This window comes from Denitrificimonas halotolerans (genome assembly GCF_034259425.1).
In the GTDB taxonomy this organism is placed as follows: Bacteria; Pseudomonadota; Gammaproteobacteria; order Pseudomonadales; family Pseudomonadaceae; genus Denitrificimonas; species Denitrificimonas halotolerans.
On record NZ_JAXIVU010000038.1, the window covers coordinates 1 to 4,683 of the forward strand.

Genomic DNA, 4,683 nt, shown 5'->3' on the forward strand with positions numbered 1-4,683 from the left:
GCCCTGTTCGAATCAAGCTACAGTGCAGTACTTAATTTGTATTCTAGCCTGCAATGACCTGCTGTCAGGGCGACAAAAGTATAGTAATTAACTGTTAAATCTGGACTACAGTGAAAAGATTGTGTGCAGTATTTTGTTTCTTGCTAGAGTCTTAGCAGCTCCACCTTAAACCCTCGCTCGTAGCGCGAAGCGCTTTACTCTATGGTTGTCTAGCTTTCAACCCGCACTAAAATTTTACACAGGCTGATTTGAATGCCTCGCGCAACCACCTAAAATGCAGCTCATTAAAGTCAAGCTCCACTGTGAAGTCATCGGCACTGTGAAAAGTATTGCAGTGTCGTTAAGTACTACAGGTAAATACTATGCCGCAATATTGGTTGATGATGGGCCTGAGAAAGCACAGCCAATCTAATCTATTGAAGGGGGAGAAGGCTGTGGGTGTTGACCTTGGTATTACCCATTTTGGGATTGAGTCAAACAGCAAAAAGACAGCCAATATACAGTTTACTAAATGCGTATAAAATAATATTTGAGGCGCTCAAATCAGCCAATATGATGAAAAGCAGGCGTTTGGCCAAACACATTACTGATGCCTCATGGTACAGCTTTTTTGTGAAGTTTAAGTATAAAGTCGAGGAGCAGGGCAAGTATGTTGTCACGCTAGAACAGTGGTATCCCAACTCGAAATTCTGTAATGGCTGCAAACACAAAATTGAAGAACTATCTTTGTCGGTACGTTTTGGGGTTGCCCATCATGCGGCAAAACAGGGATTGATCGAGATATAAATGCCGCCCTAAATATCCGTGACAAAGGCATCTTGGAGTTAAAGGCGGCTAGACGAGCCGTTTATGCTTGGGAGGCATGTGTCATTCTTGCTCTATCGATCAAGTTGCAGCTTATGAAGCTAGAAGTATCACCCTTAAGGGCGGTGAGAAGTCCAGGCAATACTTGAGTTAACAATTGCATACTGTTTTTAGAAGCGAAAACAAACATAATAGTATTTTCCACATTGAAGAGTGTTTCAAAGATATGCGTGATTTATTGCAGCTGATGGCTGATGGGGAGTTTTACTCTGGCAATGATTTAGGACTGCAGTTGGGAGTGAGTCGCGCTGCTGTGTGGAAAAGAATAAAACGAGTGACTGATGAGCTTGGTATAGAGGTGCAGAGTGTACCTGGTAAAGGATATCGGCTTGCACAACCTATTCAGTTGTTAAAAAGTGATGCTTTTCAGAATTCTTTCCCTTCGTTACCGTTATATATTTATGACTCTATAGGGTCAACGAATGATGAGGCTAAGCGTTTAATCACGAATGAAAAACCACCTGTTGTGATTTTTGCTGAGCATCAAACACAAGGGAAAGGGCGGCGTGGTCGTGAGTGGCTGAGTCCTTTTGCGCAGAACTTGTGTTTTTCTTATGTGTGGCCAGTTACCCAAGGCTTGAATCAAGTTGACGGCTTAAGTTTGGTTGTTGGTTTGGCGGTGGCTAAAGCAATCAAGCAAGTGAGTGGTGTTGAAGCTAAATTAAAGTGGCCAAATGATGTTTTAGTTGATGGGCGTAAGGTGGCTGGTATTTTATTAGAGTTAGTGGGGGCGCCTCTTGAGCAGTGGAGCGTCATAATTGGGATTGGCGTAAATCTTAATATGCATGACTCGTTTGGTGGAATCGATCAAGACTGGACGTCTTTGGCAAAGGAGACAGGGGGGGTTATTGATCGTGAAAAGTTTGCTCTGGTGCTATTAGAGGAGTTGCAGGCTTATCTCGATAAGCAGCAGCATTATGGATTTGAAAGCATGCGTGCGGAATGGTTGGAGATGCATGCTTGGCAAAATAAGAAAGTTGTATTGCAGGTCGGAAATGATGCAGTGTCTGGAGAGTTAGTGGGTGTTGGCGAAAAAGGAGAGGTATGCCTGCTGGTTGAAGGTGAGGAGCGTAAATATCTAGGAGGCGAATTAAGTCTGAGGCTGCATCATGATTCTTGAAATTGATTATGGAAATACACGCTTAAAATGGCGATTAATTAGTTTTACCCAAGAGATCATGCATAAAGGTGCAGCGCAAGACTTGAGAGAATTTGATAGTCAGCTTAAAGATTTGGTTGCTGGGAAGGTTGTGTTCTGCCGTGCTTGTTCTGTGCGAGGGAAGGTAGAGAACCTTTGTTTGGCTGAACTGATAGAGCGCCATTATTGTATCGCTGTGCAGTTTGCTCAGTCAGTTAAAGTATTAGCTGGTGTTACTAATGGTTATGCTGATGAGTCACAGCTTGGAGTGGATCGTTGGTTGGCGGTTGTTGCAGCGTATGAGCAGATACAAGGTGCGTGTGTCGTGATTGATTGTGGTACAGCTATAACTGTCGATTATGTTGCTGATGATGGGCGGCATTTAGGGGGCTGTATAGCGCCAGGTCAGCGGCTTATGTGCAATGCCTTAAATTTGAATACGCAGCTTTTAGTGGATACGAAACGAATAAACCACGTCCGAGGACTGAGCTTAGGCGATAACACTCAGGATGGTATTGCGGTAGGTATCAATACAATGATGGTTGGTTTTATTAAAGAGCAAGTACGAATTGCTGAAGAAGTTGTAGGAAGCTCTTTTGTAGTAATTTCTGCAGGTGGCGATGGAGGGCTGGTGAGCACTGTTGTAGAAGGTGCATTATGTGATGAAGACTTGGTGTTTTCTGGGTTAGCTATTGCATGTCCTTATGTGCAGTTAAGCTTTTGACATCCTCCCCGACCTAAAGGATGGGGATTCCTACTGCTAGACGGCCATGCCCGGCCGCGAGAATGTTACGTGCCGCGTTGATATCACGATCGTGGGTGACACCACACCCACTGCACGTCCATTCTCTTATTCCAAGTCCTGCGATACCTTTCGGCCTCGATTCGGGCAAACTGCCGCAACTCGAACAGGTTTGGGTGGTGTATGCCTCGTCAACTTCCTTAAAAACAATGCCTGCGTGAGCGCATTTATAGTCCAGCATTGTTTTTAATTGACCCCAGCCAGCGTCCAGCACTGACTTGGCCATCGTGGTTTTAACGAGTTTTAAGCTACTGACATTGCCCACATAGATTTCATCGCAGCGATTGACCAGCGTGCGGCTGAACTTGTGCAATACATCTTTTCTACGGTTAGCGATTTTCGCATGAATGGTTTTGACTTGGGTTTTATTTCTGGCTCGTTGAGCTATAGCCAACTTTTCCTCAAGGCCACGATAGAAGCGGCCCGCTTCTAGCTTGGTGCCATCCGAGCAGGTGGCAATGTCAGTCAAACCAAGGTCAATACCGATACGGTCCTGGCCTTTGGTTGGCTCGACCTCCATATCAACCACAACATTGAAGTACCAGCGGCCACGGGCATCTTCGTTGAAGCTACCAGAGCGGAATTTATATTGGCTCAGGCCGTAACTGTCCCACACCTTGAAGTAGTGGCCATTATGGTAGACCTGCCCGTTTTTCCATTGAGCTGCACCTGTATTGACGGGTATCCAGCCCAGTGAGCGGCGTACACCGCCTGATTTGCGCCAGTTCAGCCGCACTTCCTTAAACTGCTTGCGGCGTGTGACATACTCACCCGCGATGCACTGCAAGGTTTGGCTGTGCAGCCCAAGCTCTTTACCTGCGCCCTTTGTGTAGGGATGCATATCAAAAGCAGACAAAAACACACCACGCTCTTTAATCGAGCGTTGACTTAATTCATTAACAAAGTTCCAAACGAAATTGACGCTACGAGCCATGCGGTTTAGCAAGGGCACATGCCTGTCTCGTACTCGAACTTTTAATGTTTTGGTGTGTTTTATCATACTGTATACAATACCAGCACCAACCTATACTGCAAAGACTTTAGCAGCCCTCGCTATCCATCCTCGCACTAAAAGTACGAGGTCTTACGTGATTTTGATAAAGTTGGTTAACGCACCAATGGCAGTAATTATTCTATTTTAGGTGTTGCTGTAATAGAAAAAGTCTGTATGATATGCAACAGTCAATTGGCAGCAAGGCTCTTAATACTTAATAGGAGTGTGCCAGATGCTAAGTTTTAAGAGATTTTTCGAATTTATTAAAACAAGGCTTGACATGGAGCAGTAAGAGGTGCATTATATCGCCTCGCTTAAGGAGGGGTTCCCGAGCGGCCAAAGGGATCAGACTGTAAATCTGACGTCTACGACTTCGAAGGTTCGAATCCTTCTCCCTCCACCAGATTTCAAGCAAATGCAACTGCGGGTATAGTTTAGTGGTAGAACCTCAGCCTTCCAAGCTGATGATGCGGGTTCGATTCCCGCTACCCGCTCCAATTTGCTTTTGCGATAAATTCGCTCATGTAGCTCAGTTGGTAGAGCACACCCTTGGTAAGGGTGAGGTCAGCGGTTCAACTCCGCTCATGAGCTCCAGAAGTAAAATAAAGGCAGATATGTATATATCTGCCTTTCTTCTATGTGCTTAGAAAATAAGTGCGCTCAATCAGAGGGTGGTAGCAATGGCTAAGGAAAAATTTGAACGTAATAAACCGCACCTGAACGTTGGTACTATCGGTCACGTTGACCATGGTAAGACCACACTGACAGCTGCACTGACTCGTGTTTGTCATGAGATCTGGGGTGGAGAAGGCGCGTCGAAAGGTTACGACCAGATCGATAACGCACCAGAAGAAAAAGCACGTGGTATCACCATTAGCACGTCAC

General features: G+C 45.3%; 5 protein-coding genes and 3 tRNA genes. 7 read left to right on the top strand and 1 reads right to left on the bottom strand.

What is annotated here, in order from left to right:
• Positions 1 to 441: 441 nt before the first annotated feature.
• The 3 genes from TOI97_RS13055 to TOI97_RS13065 all read left to right on the top strand — a co-directional run bounded on the left by TOI97_RS13055 (position 442) and on the right by TOI97_RS13065 (position 2,726).
• A complete protein-coding gene (locus TOI97_RS13055; RefSeq protein ID WP_321554565.1) occupies positions 442 to 786 on the top strand; it encodes a zinc ribbon domain-containing protein in 345 nt (114 codons plus the stop codon).
• A gap of 244 nt (positions 787 to 1,030) precedes the next feature.
• Positions 1,031 to 1,984, top strand: coding sequence for a bifunctional biotin--[acetyl-CoA-carboxylase] ligase/biotin operon repressor BirA (birA, locus tag TOI97_RS13060; RefSeq protein WP_321554566.1), 954 nt, complete (start codon positions 1,031 to 1,033; stop codon positions 1,982 to 1,984).
• Positions 1,974 to 2,726 (top strand): type III pantothenate kinase, encoded by a 753-nt coding sequence (locus TOI97_RS13065; RefSeq protein WP_321554567.1) that lies wholly within the window; start codon positions 1,974 to 1,976, stop codon positions 2,724 to 2,726. Before birA ends, TOI97_RS13065 begins: the two co-directional genes overlap by 11 nt.
• 13 nt (positions 2,727 to 2,739) lie before the next feature.
• Here TOI97_RS13065 and TOI97_RS13070 read toward each other — a convergent pair whose 3' ends face one another.
• Entirely contained in the window at positions 2,740 to 3,804 is a 1,065-nt protein-coding gene (locus tag TOI97_RS13070; protein WP_321554568.1) for an RNA-guided endonuclease InsQ/TnpB family protein, read from the bottom strand.
• A 312-nt stretch (positions 3,805 to 4,116) separates the two neighbouring features.
• Here TOI97_RS13070 and TOI97_RS13075 point away from each other — a divergent pair.
• The 4 genes from TOI97_RS13075 to TOI97_RS13090 all read left to right on the top strand — a co-directional run.
• A tRNA-Tyr gene (locus tag TOI97_RS13075) sits at positions 4,117 to 4,201 on the top strand.
• 20 nt (positions 4,202 to 4,221) lie between these two features.
• Positions 4,222 to 4,295 (top strand) — tRNA-Gly (locus tag TOI97_RS13080).
• A gap of 21 nt (positions 4,296 to 4,316) precedes the next feature.
• Positions 4,317 to 4,392, top strand: a tRNA-Thr gene (locus TOI97_RS13085).
• 86 nt (positions 4,393 to 4,478) lie between these two features.
• A partial coding sequence (locus tag TOI97_RS13090; protein WP_321554569.1) for a GTP-binding protein occupies positions 4,479 to 4,683 on the top strand: 205 nt, incomplete at its 3' end.